The 20344-nt window shown below is 61.1% G+C and carries 20 protein-coding genes; 6 read left to right on the top strand and 14 right to left on the bottom strand.

The features are described from left to right. Positions 1-31 precede the first annotated feature (31 nt). The 5 genes from E4O97_RS12715 to E4O97_RS12695 all read right to left on the bottom strand — a co-directional run bounded on the left by E4O97_RS12715 (position 32) and on the right by E4O97_RS12695 (position 6665). Entirely contained in the window at positions 32-2236 is a 2205-nt protein-coding gene (locus E4O97_RS12715) for a GAF domain-containing protein (protein WP_216091294.1), read from the bottom strand. A 103-nt stretch (positions 2237-2339) separates the two neighbouring features. Further along, positions 2340-3191: a CAP domain-containing protein gene (locus E4O97_RS12710; RefSeq protein ID WP_005788547.1), complete on the bottom strand. Its 852-nt coding sequence runs from the start codon at positions 3189-3191 to the stop codon at positions 2340-2342. Positions 3192-3272: 81 nt separating this feature from the next. Continuing rightward, positions 3273-4598, bottom strand: coding sequence for an MFS transporter (locus tag E4O97_RS12705; RefSeq protein ID WP_228309825.1), 1326 nt, complete (start codon positions 4596-4598; stop codon positions 3273-3275). 56 nt (positions 4599-4654) lie between these two features. Next, entirely contained in the window at positions 4655-5848 is a 1194-nt protein-coding gene (gene lhgO / locus E4O97_RS12700) for an L-2-hydroxyglutarate oxidase (protein WP_216091296.1), read from the bottom strand. A 106-nt stretch (positions 5849-5954) separates the two neighbouring features. Continuing rightward, positions 5955-6665, bottom strand: coding sequence for a FadR/GntR family transcriptional regulator (locus E4O97_RS12695; RefSeq protein WP_078821451.1), 711 nt, complete (start codon positions 6663-6665; stop codon positions 5955-5957). Between the two features lie 188 nt (positions 6666-6853). On the opposite strand from E4O97_RS12695, the gene E4O97_RS12690 reads away from it, so the two are divergent. Next, positions 6854-7531, top strand: coding sequence for a GNAT family N-acetyltransferase (locus E4O97_RS12690; protein ID WP_103734275.1), 678 nt, complete (start codon positions 6854-6856; stop codon positions 7529-7531). Here E4O97_RS12690 and E4O97_RS12685 read toward each other — a convergent pair. After that, positions 7521-8123: a TetR/AcrR family transcriptional regulator gene (locus tag E4O97_RS12685; protein ID WP_223018923.1), complete on the bottom strand. Its 603-nt coding sequence runs from the start codon at positions 8121-8123 to the stop codon at positions 7521-7523. The two genes, E4O97_RS12690 and E4O97_RS12685, sit on opposite strands and share 11 nt — an antisense overlap. Before the next feature lie 72 nt (positions 8124-8195). Between E4O97_RS12685 and E4O97_RS12680 the strand changes: the two genes are divergently transcribed. Then, positions 8196-8795: an NAD(P)H-dependent oxidoreductase gene (locus E4O97_RS12680; RefSeq protein ID WP_005788541.1), complete on the top strand. Its 600-nt coding sequence runs from the start codon at positions 8196-8198 to the stop codon at positions 8793-8795. 1 nt (position 8796) lies between these two features. Here E4O97_RS12680 and E4O97_RS12675 read toward each other — a convergent pair whose 3' ends face one another. From E4O97_RS12675 to E4O97_RS12665, 3 genes are all read right to left on the bottom strand, one after another. Then, a complete protein-coding gene (locus tag E4O97_RS12675) occupies positions 8797-9186 on the bottom strand; it encodes a hypothetical protein (RefSeq protein WP_005788540.1) in 390 nt (129 codons plus the stop codon). Positions 9187-9219: 33 nt separating this feature from the next. Further along, positions 9220-10476: a 3-phosphoshikimate 1-carboxyvinyltransferase gene (locus tag E4O97_RS12670; protein WP_228309827.1), complete on the bottom strand. Its 1257-nt coding sequence runs from the start codon at positions 10474-10476 to the stop codon at positions 9220-9222. Between the two features lie 166 nt (positions 10477-10642). Continuing rightward, the gene (locus E4O97_RS12665; RefSeq protein ID WP_216091300.1) at positions 10643-11197 is read right to left on the bottom strand and encodes a UPF0149 family protein; all 555 of its coding nucleotides are present in this window, start codon (positions 11195-11197) and stop codon (positions 10643-10645) included. 185 nt (positions 11198-11382) lie between these two features. Here E4O97_RS12665 and E4O97_RS12660 point away from each other — a divergent pair, with 185 nt between their 5' ends. Then, complete coding sequence (locus E4O97_RS12660) at positions 11383-12195, top strand: crotonase/enoyl-CoA hydratase family protein (RefSeq protein WP_032875698.1); 813 nt, start codon at positions 11383-11385, stop codon at positions 12193-12195. A gap of 5 nt (positions 12196-12200) precedes the next feature. Then, positions 12201-13034: an NAD(+) diphosphatase gene (nudC, locus tag E4O97_RS12655; RefSeq protein WP_248161442.1), complete on the top strand. Its 834-nt coding sequence runs from the start codon at positions 12201-12203 to the stop codon at positions 13032-13034. Here the strand turns inward: nudC and E4O97_RS12650 are convergent. From E4O97_RS12650 to E4O97_RS12640, 3 genes are all read right to left on the bottom strand, one after another. Then, positions 13002-13781: a TSUP family transporter gene (locus E4O97_RS12650; RefSeq protein WP_005788530.1), complete on the bottom strand. Its 780-nt coding sequence runs from the start codon at positions 13779-13781 to the stop codon at positions 13002-13004. The two genes, nudC and E4O97_RS12650, sit on opposite strands and share 33 nt — an antisense overlap. A gap of 170 nt (positions 13782-13951) precedes the next feature. Then, the gene (pcsA, locus tag E4O97_RS12645; RefSeq protein ID WP_248161439.1) at positions 13952-14668 is read right to left on the bottom strand and encodes a phosphatidylcholine synthase; all 717 of its coding nucleotides are present in this window, start codon (positions 14666-14668) and stop codon (positions 13952-13954) included. Between the two features lie 148 nt (positions 14669-14816). After that, a complete protein-coding gene (locus E4O97_RS12640) occupies positions 14817-15737 on the bottom strand; it encodes a class I SAM-dependent methyltransferase (protein WP_078821446.1) in 921 nt (306 codons plus the stop codon). A 191-nt stretch (positions 15738-15928) separates the two neighbouring features. On the opposite strand from E4O97_RS12640, the gene mdeB reads away from it, so the two are divergent. Beyond that, positions 15929-18607: an alpha-ketoglutarate dehydrogenase gene (gene mdeB, locus E4O97_RS12635; protein ID WP_248161438.1), complete on the top strand. Its 2679-nt coding sequence runs from the start codon at positions 15929-15931 to the stop codon at positions 18605-18607. A 109-nt stretch (positions 18608-18716) separates the two neighbouring features. On the opposite strand, the gene E4O97_RS12630 is transcribed toward mdeB, so the two are convergent. Next, entirely contained in the window at positions 18717-19202 is a 486-nt protein-coding gene (locus E4O97_RS12630) for a DUF1289 domain-containing protein (RefSeq protein WP_078821444.1), read from the bottom strand. Between the two features lie 185 nt (positions 19203-19387). Between E4O97_RS12630 and E4O97_RS12625 the strand changes: the two genes are divergently transcribed. Further along, the gene (locus E4O97_RS12625; RefSeq protein ID WP_032875681.1) at positions 19388-19687 is read left to right on the top strand and encodes a putative quinol monooxygenase; all 300 of its coding nucleotides are present in this window, start codon (positions 19388-19390) and stop codon (positions 19685-19687) included. 46 nt (positions 19688-19733) lie between these two features. On the opposite strand, the gene E4O97_RS12620 is transcribed toward E4O97_RS12625, so the two are convergent. Next, a partial coding sequence (locus E4O97_RS12620; protein WP_248130164.1) for a ribonucleotide-diphosphate reductase subunit beta occupies positions 19734-20344 on the bottom strand: 611 nt, incomplete at its 5' end.

The following is a 20344-nucleotide window of genomic DNA, read 5'->3' as shown; positions in this document are numbered from 1 at the left end:
AGACCTGCACCGCTAAGGCTCAAGGTCTTGATCAGGTGGCCGTAGCGGTCTGATCCTTGGACATCGCCCTCACCAACGCCCTGGCGACCTGTTCGGCGGAGTAGGGTTTGGCGAGGAACTCAAACCCCTCATAACCGCTGTCCGCCAGCTCTTCGCTGTAGCCTGAGACAAGTACCACCGGCAGGTCCAGACGCCGCTCACGCAGCAGTCTGGCCATCGCAACGCCGGTCATCCCCGGCATGACCACATCCGAAAAAATCGCGTCGAAGGCTCGGGCGTCGTTGCCAGCGAGGGCCAGTGCCTGCTCGGCATTGGTCGCCCAAGTGGTCTTGTAGCCCAGGTCCTTGAGGATCTGGCTGGCGAAACGTCCCACTTCCAGGTTGTCTTCTACGATCAGAACATGCCGTTGGGCAGCCTCCTGCGGCGGTACAAGTTGCTCCTGCTCGTCCTGCTGCGGGGCGGGTTCGCCTTCCACTTGGGGCAAATACAAGGTGAACACAGTGCCCTGGCCGAGGGTACTTGCCACATCGATGTTGCCGCCCGACTGTTTGGCAAAGCCGAAGACTTGCGACAGGCCCAGCCCGGTGCCTTTGCCAACGGCCTTGGTGGTGAAGAACGGCTCGAAGATACGGTCGATGGTGTCGCCGGCAATACCGGTGCCGGTGTCGGTCAGAGAGATGCTGATGTACGGCAGGCGCGACTCGGCGTCACCGCGGATGCGCGGCAGCGCTTGCTGTGTGGCGACCTTGAGGGTCAGGGTGCCCTGGCCGTCCATTGCGTCGCGAGCATTGAGTGCGATGTTGAGCAGCGCGGTTTCGAGTTGGCTGGGGTCAATGCGTGCGTAGCACGGCTGATCGGGCAACTGCACCTGTACATGAATGCGGGCGCCGGTGACACTTTCAAGCATCTCGCCGATGTTGCGTACCCGCTGGCTGACATCCAATACCTGCGGGTTCAACGGCTGGCGACGGGCGAAGGCAAGCAATTGGCTGGTGAGTTTACTGGCCCGCTCCACGGTGTCGGAGACGACGCTCATGTAGCGCTGGCGACGCTCTTGCGACAAGTTCGGTTGGCGCAGGAAGTCCACTGACGAGCGAATGATGGTCAGCAGGTTGTTGAAGTCATGGGCGACGCCGCCGGTCAGTTGGCCGATGGCTTCAAGCTTCTGTGACTGGCGCAGCGCGGCCTCGGCCTGGGCCAGCGCGAGGGTGCGTTCTTCCACGCGCTGCTCCAGCGTGGCGTTGAGTTCGGTGTAGGCCGCCAGGCCTTCGCGTACGGCGGCAGCGGCGCGCACGCGTTCGATGTGCGCCCAGGACCGTTCGGTCACTTCACCCAACAACGCCAGATCGTAGGGCGACCAGTAGCGGGGCTGTTTGTCATGCACGGCCATCAACGCCGTGAGGCGTCCATCCTTGATCAGCGGCACGCAGATGGTAGCCGTGACGCCCAGCGCCTGGAAGGTTGCCGACTCATCGGCGGGCAGTTCGATCAGGTTATCGCGGATCACCAGGGGCTGACCGGCACGCAGAGCACTCACCGCGCGTTCGCCGAACGCCGCCAGGCTGTAGTGGCCGATGATGCTGGGTGAGCCCTGTGCCGCCCAGTCGCCACGGATAGTGAAGCCATCTTCATCCTCATCCATATCGGCGTAGGCGCAAATCGACACTTGCAGGTGTTGCGCCAGCAGCTGGGTGGTCGATGTCATGATGGCTTCGGCGTCGGTGGCGCTGGCCACGGCGTTGCCGATGGCATCCAGCACCGCCAGGCGACGGGCGAGGAATACGGTGGAGGTGGTCTCGGTCACCGTATCGAGCATGCCCACTAGGTTGCCTCGGGAGTCGCGGATAGGGCTGTAGCAAAAAGTGAAATACGCCTGTTCCGGCGCACCATTGCGCTTGAGCATCAGCGGGAAGTTTTCAATATAGGTGGCATGACCGTCGAACGCCGCGCTGGCGATGGGGCTTATCTCGCTCCAGGCCTCGTGCCACACCTCGCTGAAAGGGCGGCCCAGTGCCTCCGGCTTGTTGCCCAGGATCGGCCGGAATGCATCGTTGTAGAGCGTAATCAACTCAGGCCCCCAAACAATGGCCTGGGGAAACCTGGAAGCGAAGCACAGCGCGACGGTGGTCTTCAATACATCGGACCACTGCTCCAGCGGGCCGAGGGGCGTACTGGCCCAATCATGCTGGCGGACCCGCTCGGCCATGTCGCTGCTGCCTTGCAGCCAATTCATCATGGGGTCAACACCTTATCTACCGCGGTTCGACTATTGCCTGAAACCTCAGGTTCTCAAGCAACAGACCTGAATGACTGCTCCCAGTTCAGCACGAATATCCAGGTTATTGAGCGGCGAATACACCTGTCCAATAGATACCCGCATCGCTCTTGGGGTCCATCGCGTAGGCCGCGCCCAATTCGCGAAATTGCGGGTTCATCAGGTTGGCGCAATGGCCGGGGCTGGCGAGCCAACCGTCCACGACCTTGCGAGGGGTATCGAGGCCGGCAGCGATGTTTTCGCCGATGTTCTTCGCGATATACCCGGCCAGTTCGGCGCGGTCACCGGGAGTACGACCGTCGTGGTCCAGGTGGTCGAAGAAGTTGCCGTTGGCCATGTTGCGCGTGTGGCTGTTGGCCGCGCTGGCCAGGGTGTCGTTCCACGACAGCGGCGTGGTCGCGCTGAACGCCTGGGTGCCGCATTGATGTGGTTCGGCGCGCGCAGCGTTGACCAGGTTCAGCAGTTGCTTGCCTTCGGTCTGCCAGTCGCCCAGGCCACTGGTCAGCAGCGGGCGGGCCAGCACGATGCGCCAATCCTGGCCGCTGTTGCTGACGCCGATGTCGACATATTGCGGGTCCAGTACGACCCGACAGAAGCTTTCGCGCACTGCTTTCATGGCGGCGTCGGCATCCTTGGGCCCGGACAGGCTGATGGCCTGCACGTTGACCATAGGGTACGCAGCCCGCGCCAGCGACTGCTGCAAATCGCCGACATTGGAGGCCGGCAGCACCAGCCGTGTGTCGCTGGTCAGCGGTGGCAGTTCCTGGGAACCCTGGTCACCGCAGCGTTGCACCTGGCTGCGGTATTGGTTGATCTGTTGGACTAACTGACTTTCTTCATTCGCCATCGCGCTGGCGCAGAACACCGTAGTGGCGGCCAGCGTCGTAAGACCCATCATCAATGACAGAACGCGCATGGACGTTACCCTTGAGCTTGAAAGTGCCCATGATGCGCGATCCAGGTGCATCCATGCACCCGTTGGTCCGAACTTTTTTCTTCAGTTCTTGAATGTCGAGTGTTTTGCACCCTGATCGCAGAGGGCGAACACCACCACCAGCAGGGCGGAAATCGCGAGGATAACCACCACGCCATCGGTGGAGTGAGTGGCCGAGGCCGCCACCATCGACAGCGCGCCCAGCGGTGCCAGGCCACCGGCAATCGCGGTGCCGATTTCGCGCCCGGTGCCGAAACCCGATGAGCGCGTCTGGGTCGGGAATTGCCGGCTCAGGAACGAGCCCTGGGGCGCAAACATCATCGGCGCAAGGATACCGGTGCCCACGCCGATGGCCAGATAGATCATCAGGCTTTCACCACTGTTGAGCAGGGCCAGGAACGGGTAGGCGAACAGCAGCGAGCACAGACCGCCGAGCATCAACACGGTCTTGCTACTCCACTTGTCGCACAGCCAGCCAAAGCAAGGCACGGCCACGATGGCCACCAGGCTGGCGATGGTCACCGACAGGGAGGTGACGTGTACATCCACACCTTTGAATTGGGTCAGGTAAGCCAGGGAGAAGGTCTTGAAGATATAGCTCAGGGCGTTGTAGCCAATCGCGACAAAGAACACCACGGCGAGGCCCTTGAGGTCGTTCTTGAACAACGCTTTAAGGGGCGACGGCTTGGCCTTGGCTTTTTCCTTGCTCAGTTCCTCGAACTGCGGGGTTTCCGGAATGCTGTTACGCACCCACAGACCCACGCCCACCAGCACGATGCTGCAGATAAACGGGATGCGCCAACCGCCGGCCAGCAAGAACTCGTTACCGTTGATAGTCAGCAGGTAAATGGTCAGTGAGGACAGCAACAGGCCCAGGTTCAGCCCCAGTGCCGGCCAGGCACCTTGGCTGCCGCGCTTGCCATGGGAGGCGTGTTCGTAGGAAGTTACCGCGGCGCCCGACAGTTCAGCACCCGCGCCCAGCCCCTGGATGATGCGGATGAACACCAGCAGGATCGGCGCCCAGATACCGATGGAGGCATAGCTGGGGATCAGGCCGATCAGCGTGGTGCACACGCCCATCAGGCAGAAGGTCAGCACCAGCACCTGCTTGCGTCCGAACTTGTCACCCAGGTAGCCGAACAGAATACCGCCGAAAGGGCGGGCGATAAAGCCGATGGCAAAGGTGGAAAAGGCCATCAGCGTGGCCGTTTTCGGGTCGCTGTTATCGAAGAAGATCTTCGAAAACACAATGGCCGCCATGGTGGCGTACAGGTAAAAGTCGTACCACTCCAGCATCGAGCCAAAGATGGTGGCGGCGGCCACTTTGCGCAGGCGCTTGCGGGTTTGTTCGGGCGTTTCGGTGCCGGGGATGGAGGCGGATGCCGACATGCTGGATTTCCTTCTGGTCTTTGTAGTTATTTTTGGGTGAACGGGCAGTACGGGTATTACTGAGGCTGGAACAGACGGTCGGCGATCATCGCGCCGATGGGCATGGCCGAGGTGGCGGCCGGTGAAGGTGCGTTGCACACGTGGAGCATTCGCGGGGTTTGGGCGAATAGGAAATCGTGTACCAGGCTGCCGTCGCGCATGACTGCCTGGGCACGGATACCGGCCTCGTAGGGCAGCAAGTCGTCGAGGGTCAGAGAAGGGCAGTACTTGCGGCACTGCTCCAGGTAGCCGGACTTGAACAAAGAGTTTTTCATCTCGGTGGTGCCGGAGCCGAGGTTCTGCCAGAGGGTTTTCCAGAAACCCGGGAAGCTGGCGTATTGCGCCACATCGCGCCAGTTCACCGAGAACTTGCGGTAGTTCTCGCGGCCCAGGCCCAGCACGGCATTCGGGCCGACGGTGACACTGCCGTCGATCATGCGTGTCAGGTGCACGCCGAGAAACGGCAACTGCGGGTCGGGGATCGGGTAGATCAGGTGGTTGACGATGTTGTTCTTTGCCGCCGGCAAGCGGAAGTATTCGCCACGAAACGGGATGATCTGATGGTCGATACTGATCCCTGCCAGGCGCGCCAGGCGGTCCGATTGCAAACCGGCGCACACCACCAGGTGCCGCGCCTGCCAGGTTTCGCCCTGGGTATGGACCGTGACTTTATCGGTGTCTTCGTGGATCGCAGTGACCGTGCGTTCCAGGCAGATCTGCCCGTCGTTGCGGCGAATCACCTGGGCCATGGTCTCGCACACCTGGCGGTAATCGACAATGCCGGTGGCATCGAGAAACAAGCCGCCCAGGCCGACGATGTTTGGTTCACGCTCGCGCAGTTGCTCGGCATCCAGGCGCTCGACCTGCATACCGTTGAGCTGGGCGCGGGCGTGCAGGGCTTCCATGCGTTGCATTTCCAGGGGGCTGGAGGCCACCAGCAGCTTGCCGCACACCTCGAACTTGATCCCGTGTTCGCGGCAGAACTGCTTGGTGGCTTCGGCACCGCGCCTGCACAGGTCGGCCTTGAGGCTGCCGGGGGCGTAGTAAATGCCGGCGTGGATCACGCCGCTGTTGTGGCCGGTCTGGTGCTTGGCCAGCACCGGCTCCTTTTCCAGGATCACCAGTGATGCGCCGGGTTGGCGCTTGAGCAGTTCCATGGCAGTGGCGAGGCCGACGATGCCGCCGCCGATAATGCAAAAGTCGTGAATCATTGCTGGGAGTACCTAAGGTTAGACATTTTGGTCTGCTTATCAGGTTGTCAGACTAATGTTTTTGTTAAAAAAATGGCGTGTCCGGGGACACGCTTTAAAAAGTCGATCAGTTGATGGGAGGCAGTTCCAGTTGCAAGCGCCGTGCGGATGCACGCAGATGGGCCTCTGCACTGGCAGCGGCGCGTTGGGCATCACCGTCGGCGATGGCCTGATAGAGCTGCTGGTGTTCCTGGGTCGCATCGGCCGAGCCGGTGGCGAAGCGCGAGGCAGAGTTTTCCCAGGCGGTCTTGCGTGCGCTCGCCAGCTGGCTTCTGAGGAAGTCATGGAAGGCCACGAAGTAGTCATTCTTGCTGGCGTCGGCAATGGCGCGGTGGAATTCCACATCGGCCAGGGCTGCGGCTTCAAAGTCGTCGCGATGGTCCTGCATGGCCTGCAAGGCGCTTTCCATGCGTTGCAGGTCGGCGGCGTCACGGCGCTGGGCGGCAATCGAGGCGGCTTGGGTTTCGATCCACAGGCGCACTTCGAACATCTGCGCCAGGTCAGGCCGTCGCCCATTTTGCTGCGGGAAACGGAACACAGTGCCGGCCGGGGTCTGCGAAATGAACGACCCCAACCCCCGGCGGGCGGTGAGAACACCGTCGGCCTTGAGCTGGGCAATGGCCTCGCGCACCACAGAGCGGCTGACGTTGAGCTGTTCAGCCAATTGCTGTTCGGTAGGCAGGCGCGACTCCGGAGCCAGTTGGCCGGATTCGATTTCTGCGCGAATGGCGCTGACAACCCGTACGACAAGCGAGTCGGGGCGCTGGAGCTCAAGCATGATGAAACCTTGGTAATCAGGTTGTCAGACAATAGTCGTTACGAATTTAGCTTGTCAATATGTGTCCAACACGATCAGTGCAGCAAGATAGGCGGCAAGGCCCGTTACCTGCGTTCACTGTGCGGGCCATGAGCTGCCTGCAACAGGTACAATCGCCGCTGCCTTGACGCGAAACTCCAGGAATTTGCATGTTCAGCCTTACCCGTTACACCACGCCGTGCCCCGAATCGGTCAATAGCCAGATCCTGCAGATGGTGGTGGACAACCTCACCGACATCAGCAGTGTCGCGCTGGCGCCAAGTAACTTGCTCTACAACATCTACCAGTACGCCATCGGGTTTGAGGTGCACTTGTACCTTGAGGCGTTGAATGGCGAGAAGGGCATCGCCGTCGAGCTGGTCGTGGCGATGCAGGACGAAACCGTTGTCGGTTTTTGCCTGTATCTGCCGGTCAAGAACGACCCTCAAGCCTGCGGCATTGCCTTTATGGCGGTGCAGGCCGGCTTTCGTCGCCAGGGCGTGGCCAAGCTAATGCTAGGCGATGTGCTGGCGCGCTATCCCCACGCCGAACTGGCCTGTGCGGTGGAGAAGGTCCCGGCATTCGAGGCCATGGGTTTTCAAGTGCGCGGCGCACGTGGCACCCAAGTGCTGATGAACACCCGGGACTACGGCACCGATGGCTTGATGGGGGTGTTGGATGTGGCAGCGATCTATCGTTCGCTGGAAGTGCGCCAGATTCATACCTACCTGCTGCAAAAGCACGGCAAGCGCGCCATGGTCGACGCTGAAAAACAGCGTGACCGGCATCTGGATCAGTTGACGCGCAAGGTGCAGCTGTACATCCAGCAGCGGTTTCCTACGATTTGACCCGCTGGACCATCCCCAGGATGGTCGCCAGCAATTCCTGCTGGGCCTCCTCACGGCTGATCTCGCCATTGGCTGCCGCATGAGACAGGGCTTCCGCCGCACCGAGCATAGCGCGCAAGCCGGCCCTGGAAACACCGCCGCCCGAGGCGAACGGTGACAGTGCGTTGGAGCACTTTTCCAGGAAGATCGCCTCATATTCGCGCTTGAGTACCGCCAGCTCCGGCGAGCCGCTCAGCGCGGCTATCACTCCGGGGATTTCCCGGCCCTGCAACAGCACGCAATCGACATACGCCGACGCGATCACCCATGCCCGGTCCTCTAGCGTCGCCTTACTGGTGTCGATGGCCTCGGTAAAGACCTGGTCCTGGCGCGCATCGAAATCGGCATACAACGCCGCCAGCAATCCCGCACGCGTGGTGAAGTGGTCGTAGACCACCGGCTTGGTCACACCTGCCAGCTCCGCCAGGCGGCCCAGGGTCAGGGCGTCGGTGCCTTCCTCGCGCACCAATTGCCACGCCACATCGAGTAATTGGCGCTGGCGATCTTCACGGGACAAGCGCCGACGTGGGGCAGGGGATTCACTGCTTGACATGCTTATATACCAAAAGTAACTTAAGGGGCGTAACTTACTAAACGTAGCTTAATCCTGTCAGGAGTTAAAGTCATGCACGCCTTGATCGTAGTTGCTCATCACGACCGGAAATCGCTCACCCATAGCGTAGCGGCTCAGGTAGGCGCCGGTTTGACCGCCGCCGGCCACACCTTCGAAATCGCCGACCTTGCCGCCGAAGGGTTCGATCCACGCTACACCGCCGCCGACCATCAGGTGCACCGCGCTCATGCAACTCCGCCGGCCGATGTGCTGGCCGAACAGGCGCGTATCGAGCGCGCCGACGCGCTGGTGGTGGCTTTCCCGATCTACTGGTGGTCGATGCCGGCGTTGCTCAAAGGCTGGGTCGACCGCGTGTTCGTCAACGGCTGGGCGATTGATTATGGCCCCGACACACCCGTCGTGAAAAAACTGCGCCACTTGCAGGTGCACCTGCTGGCCCTCGGGGGCGCGGATGACAGCGCTTTCGATCGGCACGGCTATGCCAAGGCCATGCACACCCAGATCGATTACGGCATCTTTGATTACTGCGGGGCGCAGGTGCTGACGTCCAAGCTGCTGCTGGATTCGGAGAGCGGGGGCGCCCAGGCGCATTTGCACACGGCCAAAGCTGTGGGGCAGGGGATGTTCCAGCGCGAGACAGTCGCGGGGTGATTCAGGTGTCGCGAAACAGGTCGTGGGCATCGAGCAAGCGGTAGGCAATCTCGGGGCGTTTTTCCAGGCCGCGGCGGATCGACGCCGGGATCGATTGACGAGTCTTGCGGCACATGCCCGGCAACTCGTCGATAACGATCTGGATCCCGCGCATACTCTTGACCTCGGTATGCCCAGGCGCAATGTGCACGCGGATGCCCAGTTGCTCGTACATCCGCTGCTGCATGTGTTCAAGGTCTTGCAGACTCTTGAGGTTTTCAAGGCGTTCGAGCAGGATTTTTTCCTGCTGTCGCGTCAACTGGAGGATGCGCAGGTCCGCGCCGGGCGCCTCCAGCAGTTGTTCACGCTCGCACACACAGGCGCCGGGAGGGCAGGGTTGGCGAATGGTCATTGACGCTCCCGGCGAAGTTTCACGATCGGCGTGTCAGTAGGTCAATTGAACGCCCAGGCTGCCCAAGGCTTTCCAGTACTCAGGGTAGGTCTTGGCCACGCAGTCCGGGTCCTGGATGCGAATCCCCGAAACTTTCAGCCCGGCCAGGGCAAAGCACATAGCGATGCGGTGGTCGGCGTGGGTGTCGATCAGCGCCGTGCACGCGGTGCCGGCCAGGGCTGGGTCGCTCGCCACCAGCAGGTCGTCGCCCTCAATGCTCGCCAGGCCTGGGCGGATCTCATTGAGGCCGTCGTGCAGTGCCTGTACACGGTCACATTCCTTGACGCGCAGGTTCGCCAGTTCAGTAAAACGCACCGGGGTGTTGTTGAAAGCGGCGAGCACGGCCAGGGTCGGGATTGCGTCCTGCATTTGCGAACCGACCACCGTGGCTTGCATGTTCGGGAACTGGGCGATCACCGCCTGGGCCTGGGCGTCCGGCTGGGTGAAATCCTGGGCCGCGACACCGATGTCGATACGGCCAGCGGTCAGCACTTCGGCGGCCCACAGGTAGGTAGCGGCCGAGGCGTCGGGTTCGATCAGGTAATCCCGGGCGGTGTAGCCGGTCGGGGCGACGCGCCAGGTGGTATCGTCCACGGCTTCAACCTGGGCGCCAAAGGCGCGCATGCAATCCAGGGTCAGGTCCACGTAGCCACGGGCGCCGATGTCTTTGCCGGTCAACGCCACTTCAATCGGCGCCTCACCACAGGCCGCGAGCATCAGCAGGGCCGATACATACTGGCTGGACAAGCCGCCATCGATCTCAAAGCGCCTGGCTTGTACCTTGCCTGTGCCATGCACGGTCACGGGCGGGCAGCCAGTGGGGCTGTCGACCTGAATTCCGTTTTGGCCGAGGGCGGTCAGCAGCGGGCCAATCGGGCGCTTTTGCATGTATTCATCGCCGTCCAGCACCACGCTGCCTTGCACGGTGGCCACGGCGGCGGTGAGAAAGCGCATGGCAGTCCCGGCGTTACCGAGGAACAGTGGTTGGGGAGGCAATTGCAGCGAGCCTTGGCTGGTGACGACAAACGTGGTGTCGTCTGGCTCATCGATACTCACCCCCATCTGACGCAGGGCGACTGACATATGGCGAGTGTCATCGCTTTTCAACGCACCGCTCAAACGGCTGGTGCCCTTGGCCAATGCCGCCAGCAACAGGGCGCGGTTGGTGATGGATTTGGAGCCGGGGGGCGCGACCTTGCCATTGAGAGGAAAGTTGGGCGGTGTAACGGTCACGGTTTTTTGCGAACTCAAGGTACAAGGCTCCTGGTCAAGGCGAGGTGGCGTGGAGTGGAGTGGCCGACGTGCGGACCCGAATAATCAGGCAAACACGCCATGCTTGTCGAGTGAGCAAGTGATCTGCGTGAATTTTCTGGAATGTGCTCCGATTCAAATGTGGGACGGGGCCAGCAAGCCCGGCTTAACGCTGGCTCAACCAGTAGTCATGCAGCACCCGCGCAGCCGGTTCGATTTCGCTGACCTGCTGTTGATGGACGTTTATATCCAGGTCCGCCGGCAGTTCGAAATTATCCTGCTCGGCGCACCCGGTGATTTTTTCCAGTTGCCCGGCTTGTTCGGCGGGCAATGGCGGCCAGTTGCCGATCGTCACACCCCGCACATAACCAAAACACCATTCTTCAGCCAGCGTCACCGCCTGGTCTTGATGTTCGGTTTCATCGAAACGGGCTTTGAATGCCTGGGAATCAGTGGCCAATTGAGCGGCCAGGGTATTCATATGGCGTACACACAGTTCGAGAAAATCCTGGGCCTCGTCCATGTTGTCCCATTCAGGGTTTTGCCCACCCCAGATCGCCGGGAACCACTCGGCCACGTCCACCTTGGCCGGGCTGGAAACCAGGGCGGTGAAATAACCGTCGAGTTCGGCCATGTTCAGCACCGAGTGGTCTTCACCGTATTTGAGCAAGGTGGCGTCAATGAAGTCGAAATCGGCGGGAGCGAGGGGTTGGGCGTGCATGGCATATCCTTAAAACGTCGAGCGCCGCTGACAGGGGCGGCTTAAAGCGCAAAGGATGGCGTGTGCACCGGGTTTTATCCAGCGTCTTTTCCCTCACCGTGGCCAGTCCCGCTTTTGGCCGATGCGCCGTGGCGCACCCTTGATATAGTCTGGCCTTTCTCAATCGCCAGTCAGGGATCACTGCCATGTCCGAATACCAAGCCTTCGTCGTCGAACTGAGCGGCAACGTTGCCCATGTGCAGATCAATCGCCCGGAAAAGATCAACGCCATGAATGCGGCGTTCTGGACCGAAATCATCGACATCTTCCAATGGATCGACGACACCGATGCCGTGCGCGCCGTGGTGCTCAGTGGTGCGGGCAAGCATTTCTCTTCGGGTATCGACCTGATGATGCTGGCCTCGATAGCCAATGAGTTCAGCAAGGACGTGGGGCGTAATGCGCGCCTGTTACGGCGCAAGATCCTCGAGCTGCAAGCCTCGTTCAATGCGGTCGACCATTGCCGCAAGCCGGTACTCGCCGCGATCCAGGGCTACTGCATTGGCGGGGCCATTGACCTGATCAGCGCCTGCGACATGCGCTACGCGGCTGAGGGCGCGCAGTTCTCGATCAAGGAAATCGACATCGGCATGGCCGCTGACGTAGGCACTTTGCAACGCCTGCCGCGCATCATCGGCGACGGCATGTTGCGTGAGTTGGCTTACACCGGTCGCCAGTTCGGTGCTGAAGAAGCGCGCAGCATCGGCCTGGTCAATCGCGTGTATGCCGATCAGGACAGCCTGCTGGCCGGCGTTATGGAAATCGCCCATGAAATCGCCGCCAAGTCGCCAATCGCCGTGACCGGCACCAAAGCCATGATCAGCTACATGCGTGACCACACAGTCAATGACGGCCTGGAATACGTTGCCACCTGGAACTCGGCTATGTTGCAATCCAACGACTTGCGCGTGGCCATTGCGGCCCATATGAGCAAGCAGAAACCCGAATTCGTGGATTGACTGATATGACCCCAGGCTGGATTACCACAACGCTGCTGGATAACGACGCCGTCGGCGGCTGGGCCGTCGCCCGCAGCCGTGAGGGCTTTTTGCATGACGCCAATGGCCCTCTGTTCCCTCGGGAGTGGCTTAAGCGTCAGGACCTGCCGGTGTTCGCTGAACACGGCATCGGCCACCTCGATGGTGAACCGGTGTACTTGCTGGAACTCGACAGTGCTGCCGATGTGCCAGGGTGCAGTTGGCAGGGGCTGCGCGGTTTCATGCTACAGGGCGATCACACTCTCTACAGAGTGCTGGGCTACGCCGCCCAGATCGGCACCTGGGCGCGGGAGCATCGTTTCTGCGGCAGTTGCGGCCAGGCCATGGTTCAGGTCCCGCGGGAGCGGGCGATGTACTGCGCGCCTTGCGACCTGCGCAGCTACCCACGGATTTCGCCGAGCATGATCGTGCTGGTGACCCGTGGTGACGAGATTCTGCTGGCGCGCTCGCCACGGTTCGTCACAGGGGTCTACAGCACCTTGGCCGGCTTTGCCGAACCCGGCGAATCGGCCGAAGACTGCCTGATCCGCGAAGTGCGCGAGGAAGTGCAGATAGAAGTGAAGAATATCCAGTACATGGGCAGCCAGTGCTGGCCGTTCCCCCATTCGATGATGCTGGGTTTCCACGCCGAGTACGCCGGTGGCGACATCGTGCCCCAGGCCGACGAGATCGAGGATGCGCAGTGGTTCAACATCCACGAACTGCCGCCGTTGCCGGCGTCACGTTCGATTGCACGTTACCTGATCGACCTCTACGTGGCCCGCCGCTTAGGCCACGCTGAACCAGTGCTGCCAAGCTAGGCGTACGGTCAGGCCCAGCACCACGGTGATAAACACCGGGCGAATGAATTTGGCGCCGCCGCTGATTGCGCTGCGTGCGCCAAAGAACGCGCCACACATCACTGACACGCCCATCGCCAGCCCGACGATCCAGTCTACCGAGCCATTGATGATAAACACCGTCAGCGCCGCCGCGTTGCTGACGAAGTTCATGCTGCGCGCGACGCCGCTGGCCTTCACCAGGTCGATGGGGTGCAGCAGCATCGTGCTGACGGTCCAGAATGCACCGGTGCCAGGCCCGGCCACGCCGTCGTAGAAGCCCAGGCCAAAGCCCTGGGTGGCCTGCCATTTCTTCTTGATCGGTGCTTCGGCATCCACCGGCGCCTTTGGCGTACCGCCGAACAACAGGTACACCCCGCAGGCAAAGACGATCACCGGCAGCATCTTGTTCAGGGTTTCGGCGGGCAGGTAGTGGGCGACCACCGCACCGGTCAGCGCGCCGATCAATGTACCGACGATGGCGTGCACCCATTGGCGCGGGTGGAACAGCTTGCGCCGGTAAAAGGTGAAACTGGCGGTGGCCGAGCCGAAGGTGGAGCTGAGTTTGTTGGTGCCCAGTACCAGGTGAGGCGGCATACCGGCTGTGAGCAGGGCCGGTGTGGTCAGCAGCCCGCCGCCGCCGGCGATGGCGTCGATAAAACCGGCGATAAAGGCAACGACGGCCAGGATGGCCAGGGTGGTGAGGTCAACGCTGAGTTCGAAGGGCATGGGCAGGGCTTATTGTTGGAGGGCCGCAGAAAGCCAGCATCTTACTGCGATGTGACTCAAATGTGGGAGGGGGCTTGCCCCCGATGGCGGTGGGTCAGTCAGCTTATTGGTCACTGACCCACTGCTATCGGGGGCAAGCCCCCTCCCACATTTTTACCGAGCGTGCTCGGTCATTTGTGCGCGCCCAGCCATTCCAGCGCCGTACGCCAGATGCAAATCCCCAGGAAATACGCCGACATCAGCGACCACAAGCCAAACGTCCACGGGTTGGTGTTGGGGTAGTCCACCACCATCAAGAAGCTGCACAGCAACCAGATCGTAGTCACTGCAATATTGATCGGCATGAAGCGCTTGACCCGGAATGGGTGCAAAAACTTCATCGGTGTCACGGTCAGCAGGGCCAGGCCGATAACGGTCAGCAAGGTGACCCAGGCGTCAGGCTGGATGATGTACACGCACAGGGCGACCACGTTCCAGGCGGCGGGGAAGCCGACGAAGTAGTTGTCCCTGCTCTTCATGTTCACATTGCAAAAGCAGAACAGCGAAGACACCAGAATCACCGACACCGTAAACAGGTGGGTAAATTCCGGCAGGTCGATATAGCGGTAGATAAACAGTGCGGGGATGAACACATAGGTGAGGTAATCGATCACCAGGTCCAGGACCGAGCCGTCAAAGCTGGGCAATACCGTGCTGACATTCACCCGTCGTGCCAGCGAGCCATCGACGCCATCCACCACCAGCGCCAGGCCCAGCCATAGCAGGCACGCCTTGGGGGAGTTTTCCAGCAGCGCCAGGGTGGCCAGGAAGGCCAGTACCACTCCGGTGGCAGTAAAGCCGTGGGCGCCCCAGGCTTTGAGTCTGGCTACATGCAGGGTCGATATCACGGGCGGTTCTCCAAAAGGTCAAACGGGGCAGCCGACAACGTAGCGCCGTCGAGTCTGGCCGGGGAATGCAGGTATCGACCGGGAAGAGGGGGATAAGGTTCACCGCCCGGTGTCCGCGTAAGCGTAGCAAGCGTAGGACGATTCGGCATCAACCCTGACGGAACACCAGGGCCTTCAGCCCACTTTGCGGATCGACGTCGGGGAATTCCGGCGGGTTGTCCAGGCGCTGCACGAAGCGCAGGCCCGGTGCCTCGCGGGTTACACCGTCGATCAGGAAATCTTCGCCGAAGGCTGGGTCATTCATACACGCCAGCACCGTACCTTGGGCGGTGAGCAAGTCCGGCAGGCGGCGCAGCACGCGCTGGTAGTCCTTGGTCAGCAGGAAACTGCCTTTCTGGAACGACGGCGGGTCGATGATCACCAGATCGTAAGGGCCGCTGCGGGTGACCTTGGCCCAGGACTTGAACAAGTCGTGGCCCAGGAAGGTGACTTTGCCCAGGTCATGCCCGTTCAGGCGATGGTTGTCGCGGCCACGACTGAGGGCGCCACGGGCCATGTCCAGGTTCACCACATGGTCGGCGCCGCCTTCGATGGCGGCCACCGAAAAACCGCAGGTATAGGCAAACAAATTCAGCACGCGCTGGCCTTGGGCCTGTTCGCGCACCCAGTTGCGCCCGTAGCGCATGTCGAGAAATAGCCCGCTGTTCTGCTTTTTACCCAGGTCGATCAGGTACCGCAGGCCGCCCTCGGTGATGGTCAGCTCATCGATGGCCTCACCCACTAACCACTCGGTGGTGCTTTGCGGCAGGTAGCGGTGTTGCAGCGCCACTGTGTGCGCGCCAAAGCTCGCCCAGTCGATGTTCAGCAGCGTCTGCTTGAGGGCTTGCAGGTGCTCGGTTTCCTTGAACAGCGCCACCAGCACCACCCCTTGCAGCCAGTCCACCGTCAGTTGTTCCAGGCCCGGCCAGCAACGGCCACGGCCATGGAACAGGCGCCGGGTTTCCACCGGTGCGTCAGCCAGGGCGGTCAGCAAGTGGGCGTGAAGGGTAGCGAGTGCGTCTGGGTTCATCGTTGTGCGTCAGTCATCGGGCGGGCGGCATTTTAAACACAATTGCCGGGTTTGCGGGTGCATGAGCACAACGTGCTGGAATAAAGCCGATCTACAGTGATTCATGCTCAAAATTCTGTTGGGTGAGCCTGATAACAGGCAAAAAATCCTTCAGCACCGACATAAACTGGAAAAAAAGTCCGGAGGTGCCCATGAACGGTTTCGCCCACGCAGTCAATCACACGGCGCAGGATCAGCAGGAGCTGGATGAGTGGCGTGATGCCCTGGCCTCGCTGGTGGCCAATGCCGGCCCCGCCCGGGCCCGCGAGATTCTCGACCTGCTGGCCCGCGAAGGCGGTGCGCCGGGCATCGACTGGAAACCCCGCCACGGCACACCGTATATCAACAGCATCAGCGTCGAGCAGCAGCCGGCTTTTCCCGGCGACCTGGCGACCGAAGAGCGCCTCGCCTCGCTGGTGCGCTGGAATGCCCTGGCCATGGTGGTGCGCGCCAATCAGGCGTATGGCGAACTGGGCGGGCATATCGCCAGTTACGCCAGCGCCGCGGATTTGTTCGAAGTGGGCTTCAACCACTTTTTCCGCGCCCGCAGCGAGCAATCCGGCGGTGACCTGGTGTTCTACCAGCCCCATTCGGCGCCCGGTATTTATGCCCGTGCCTACCTTGAAGGGCGCCTGACAGAACAGGATCTGGCCCACTACCGCCAAGAAATCGGTGGGCCGAAGGAGGGCGCTCGCGGGCTGTCCAGCTATCCCCATCCATGGTTGATGCCCGACTTCTGGCAGTTCCCCACCGGTTCCATGGGCATTGGCCCCATCAGCTCGATTTTCCAGGCGCGCTTTATGCGTTACCTGCAGCACCGCAGCTTGCAGGACACCTCGGACCGCCATGTATGGGGCGTGTTCGGCGACGGCGAAATGGACGAACCGGAAAGCATGTCAGCCCTGACCCTGGCCGCCCGCGAGGGCCTGGACAACCTGACCTGGGTCGTCAACTGCAACCTGCAACGCCTCGACGGCCCGGTACGCGGTAATGGACGCATCATCGACGAGTTGGAGGCATTGTTCAGCGGCGCCGGTTGGAATGTGATCAAACTGGTGTGGGGCTCGGACTGGGATGCGTTGCTCGCCAAGGATGTCGACGGCTCATTGGTCCGAACCCTTTCGCAGACCGTGGATGGCCAGTTCCAAACCTTCGCCGCCAAGGATGGCGCCTATAATCGCGAGCATTTTTTTGGCCAGAGTGAATCCCTGGCCAAGCTGGTCGAGAGCCTGAGCGATGAGCAGATCGACCGCCTCAAGCGTGGCGGCCATGACATGGTCAAGATCCACGCCGCTTACCACGCTGCCCGCCGGACCAAGGGCAAACCCACGGTGATCCTGGCCCAGACCAAAAAGGGCTTTGGCATGGGCGAAGCCGGGCAGGGCAAGATGACCACTCACCAACAGAAGAAGCTTGATCGCCAGGCGCTGATTGCCTTTCGCAATCGCTTCCAATTGCCGCTGTCGGATGAGCAGGTCGAGTCCTTGAGTTTTTTCAAGCCGGCCGATGACAGCCTGGAGTTACGCTATCTGCACCAGCGCCGCAACACCCTGGGCGGTTACGTGCCCAGCCGCAGCCAGCTCGCAGCGCGTGTCAGCGTGCCGTCCATGAGCGGTTATGCGGGTTTCGCCACGGCCGCTGAAGGCAAGGAAATGTCTACCACCATGGCCTTCGTCCGTATGCTCACCCACTTGCTCAAAGACGGACAATTGGGGCCGCGCATCGTACCCATCGTTGCCGACGAGGCGCGTACGTTCGGCATGGCCAACCTGTTCAAGCAGATTGGCATCTACTCCAGTGTCGGCCAGCACTATGAGCCGGAAGACATCGGCTCGATCCTCAGTTACCGCGAAGCCACCGACGGGCAGATCCTGGAAGAAGGCATCAGCGAAGCCAGCGCCATCAGTTCCTGGGTGGCCGCCGCGACCAGTTACTCGGTGCATGGCCTGCGCATGTTGCCCTTCTATATCTATTACTCGATGTTCGGTTTTCAGCGCGTGGGCGACCTTATCTGGGCAGCTGCCGACCAGCGTGCCCGGGGCTTCCTGCTCGGCGCCACGGCCGGGCGCACCACCCTGGGCGGCGAAGGTTTGCAGCATCAGGACGGCAGCAGCCACCTTGCTGCCGCCGCCGTGCCCAATTGCCGCGCCTATGATCCGGCGTTCGCCGGTGAGTTTGCGGTGATCCTCGACCACGGTATGCGTCGGATGCTGGAGCAGGATGTCGACGAGTTCTACTACGTGACGCTGATGAACGAAAACTACGCGCAACCCAGCCTGCCGGAAGGCGTGGAAGGCGCGATCATCAAGGGCATGTATCGCTTGCAGGGTACGCAGGACGCGCAGGTGCGCCTGCTCGGCTCCGGCACGCTGGTGCGTGAGGCCCTGGCGGCGGCGCAGTTGCTGATGGACGACTGGCAGGTGCAAAGCGCGGTGTACAGCGTCACCAGCTTCAGTGAACTGGCGCGGGAAGCGAGAGAGGTGGAGCGCTGGAATCGCCTGCATCCGCAGGGCATCAAGCGTGTCAGTCATTTGCATGACTGTTTGCCCAAAGGCGCGTCGGTGATTGCCGTGTCCGACTATGTGCGGGGAGTGCCGCAGATGATTGGCTCGTACGTGGATTCGGGCTACACCGTGCTCGGCACCGATGGGTTCGGGCGCAGCGATACACGGGCGGCGTTGCGTGATTTCTTTGAGGTGGATCGGCACCATATTGTGCTGGCAGCGTTGACGGCATTGGTGGAGCAGGGGAGTTTGGCGCCGGCGGTGTGTCAGCGCGCGATTCATCTCTACGGGTTGCAGCCAGAACGGGATGCGCCCTGGACCTGCTGATTGTGGGAGGGGGCTTGCTCCCGATGGCGGCGTGTCAGTAGCTGATTGAGCTGACTGATACACCGCCATCGGGAGCAAGCCCCCTCCCACAGTTGATTGCTGGTGTTGCTTAGAGTGTGGCGATCAGGGCTGGCCCGAAGGCATCCTTGAGGAATCCAGGGGCGATATAGCGCTCGTAATGCGCCTCTGAAAGCAGAAAGAATTCCCGATCTATCGCATCGCGCAAATCCGCCAGGTGGCGCTCGCGAAACTCCGGCAGCAATGCCAACCCATAGGCATCCAGCCTGGAAATCACCCGTGCACCCCGCGCGATCAGCTGGTATGCCCAGCAATACGGCGACTGGTGCGGCATGAAGCGAATCTTGCGGGCCTCCAACTGCTGTCGCAGGCAGTGTGGGTCGAAAACCTCTAGCTTGCTGGCCATCACCTGCACCAGTAGCTGTTCCAGACGCAGCCACACCGCCTGTTTTTCCTCGGGGTTATAGCCATTCCACTGGATCACCTCGTGGTGATAGCGCTTGCAGCCCCGACAGACCAGATCACCGTAGACGGTGGAGCACAGGCCGACGCAAGGGGTCTTGATGGAGTGCGGCATTTTCAAGCCTTTGAAGAAAGTGTAAGCGTGTTTAGTCGGTGTTTCTGCGTCGCCAAATGGGCAACGATGGCTTCAATCCATTGCGAGCGACACCCATGAGAGCATCGATCAAACCCTGGCTGTATGCCGTGATGTTCACCGCTGTTGCCGGCTGTTCCAACCCACCCACTCAAAGAGACATCGCCATGCCCAAACCCCTGGTATCCCTCGCCGTACTCAAGGCCAAACCTGGCCAAGAACACGCGCTCAAGACTGGTTTGCTGAGCCTGATCGAACCGACGCGGGCCGAACCTGGCAATCTGGATTACGTGTTGTTCGAGCGACGCGATGAACCCGGCACGTTCTATATGCGCGAGGCGTTCAAGAGCCAGGCAGCACTGGATGAGCATTTTGCCACGCCGTACTTCCAGCACTTTGCCGCCACGGCGGATGCTTTGCTCAGCGAGCCGTTGCAGTTGATTTTCCTGGAGCAGGTGTCGAACTGAAGCCGTTGACTGCAGGAGCGAGCTTGCTCGCTCCTGCAGGGTTACGTCAGTCCCAGCTCAGCGCGCCACCTGTTTGATACTCGATCACACGGGTTTCGAAGAAGTTTTTCTCTTTCTTCAAGTCCATGATCTCGCTCATCCAAGGGAACGGATTGGTGGTGCCTGGGTACTCTTCCTTCAAGCCAATCTGCGACAGGCGACGGTTGGCGATGAACTTGAGGTAATCCTCCATCATCGCCGCGTTCATGCCCAGCACGCCGCGAGGCATGGTGTCGCGAGCGTACTCGATCTCCAACTGAGTCCCTTGCAGAATCATCTGGGTCGCTTCTTCCTTCATCTCGGCATCCCACAAGTGCGGGTTTTCGATTTTGATCTGGTTGATCACATCGATACCGAAGTTCAGGTGCATCGACTCGTCGCGCAGGATGTACTGGAACTGTTCGGCCACGCCGGTCATCTTGTTGCGGCGACCCATGGACAAAATCTGGGTGAAACCGCAGTAGAAGAAGATGCCTTCCAGTACGCAGTAGTAGGCGACCAGGTTACGCAGCAGCTCCTTGTCGGTCTCGACGGTGCCGGTTTCGAACTTCGGATCGGAGATCGAGCGGGTGTACTTGAGGCCCCAGGCTGCCTTTTTGGCGACCGATGGAATCTCGT

Origin of the sequence: Pseudomonas sp. W15Feb34, assembly GCF_023127765.1 — a bacterium.
GTDB classification, from domain to species: Bacteria; Pseudomonadota; Gammaproteobacteria; order Pseudomonadales; family Pseudomonadaceae; genus Aquipseudomonas; species Aquipseudomonas synxantha_A.
This window is presented reverse-complemented; position numbering and strand designations above follow the sequence as displayed.